Source organism: Actinacidiphila sp. bgisy145 (assembly GCF_057708125.1).
The window spans coordinates 1-748 of sequence record NZ_JBYIRL010000124.1; the positions used below are offsets into that span (position 1 = coordinate 1).

Sequence of the window (748 nt, forward strand, 5' to 3'; positions counted from 1 at the left end):
AGAAGCCGCACTCCCAGACACCACACCGGCCGACTCCCGCCCCGACACAGCAGCAGCCAACCCCTCCACCAACTCACCACGATCCCGGCCCACCACCGCCAACCGGTGCGCAAACCCCGTCGTCCGCGTCACCGCCAACGACAACGCCACATCCCCGACCGAGAACTCAGGGCGAGCATCGACGAACTCAGCCAACCGACCCGCCTGCGCCACCAACGCCGCATCAGACCGCGCCGACACCACCCACACCACCGAACCCGCAGACTCCGGCCCCACCTCCGAGACAGACTCCACCCCCTCCTGCACAGGCTGCTCAAGGATGAGGTGGACGTTGGTGCCACTGATCCCGAACGCCGACACACCCGCCCGCCGCGGACCAGAACCCGCCGGCCACTCACGCGGCGCCGTCAGCAACTCCACCGCCCCCGCCGACCAGTCCACGTGGGAGGACGGAGCGTCCACGTGCAGGGTCTGCGGAAGCATCCCGTGCCGCATCGCCTGCACCATCTTGATGACGCCCGCGACACCAGCGGCCGCCTGCGTGTGACCGATGTTCGACTTCACCGACCCCAACAACAACGGCCGCGCCGGATCACGATCCTGCCCATAAGTGGCCAGCAGCGCTTGTGCCTCGATCGGATCACCCAACGCCGTCCCAGTGCCATGCGCCTCCACCACATCCACATCACCCGGCTGCAACTCCGCACTGGCCAACGCGGCCCGGATCACCCGCTGCTGCGAGGGACCG

Annotated in this window: 1 protein-coding gene; it reads right to left on the reverse strand. The window is 68.6% G+C overall.

What is annotated here, in order from left to right:
• Positions 1-748 (reverse strand): ketoacyl-synthetase C-terminal extension domain-containing protein (locus AC3ERT_RS36580; RefSeq protein WP_435179499.1); only part of this gene is annotated, 748 nt, incomplete at both ends.